The organism is Halorubrum sp. Atlit-26R (assembly GCF_003666015.1).
GTDB lineage: Archaea > Halobacteriota > Halobacteria > Halobacteriales > Haloferacaceae > Halorubrum.
This window is the reverse complement of the sequence record NZ_QPLT01000462.1, coordinates 1-476: the sequence shown is the minus strand read 5'-3', so window position 1 is coordinate 476 and position 476 is coordinate 1. Positions and strand designations below refer to the sequence as shown.

1 protein-coding gene is annotated in these 476 nt (G+C 48.7%); it reads right to left on the bottom strand.

Annotated elements, in window-relative coordinates:
• Window positions 1–252 (bottom strand): helicase C-terminal domain-containing protein (locus DVK07_RS24540; RefSeq protein ID WP_394338907.1); only part of this gene is annotated, 252 nt, incomplete at its 3' end.
• Window positions 253–476 lie beyond the last annotated feature (224 nt).

Here is a 476-nt window from a genome sequence, read left to right as displayed (position 1 = left end):
AAATACAGCGCACGTGTGTAGCTCGTCGCCTTCGTAATCAACGCCCTCAGTTAATGTTCCACGTGTACTTGTGACGAGTACTTTCGGTTCGCCGTGTACAAACTCACGTTTCAACTCTCGTGTTTCTTCGTGGCTCGTGGACTGATCAAGCAGTACCGGTTTATTGATTTCATCACGTAGCCGATTGGCCGCCCATGCTGCCTCTGAATAATTCGGCCAAGTGAGTAGAATATTTCCTTGACTGCTTGCGATCTCTCGTGCGACGTACGCGTATCGCTCTCGTGTCCGGTTCTGGTTCTCAACGTCCGGTTCTCCTCTATTCCGTTTCTTGAATGCTTGTACATCAACGATCCAGCTTGCTCGGTTCTCTTCAGGGAAGGTTAGATCATAAGTGCGTGATCAAACAACGCGTGGTTCCTCATCCTCAGTTGCTAGCTCTTCTAACACAGTTACTTCCTCGAACATTGAACGTGGTT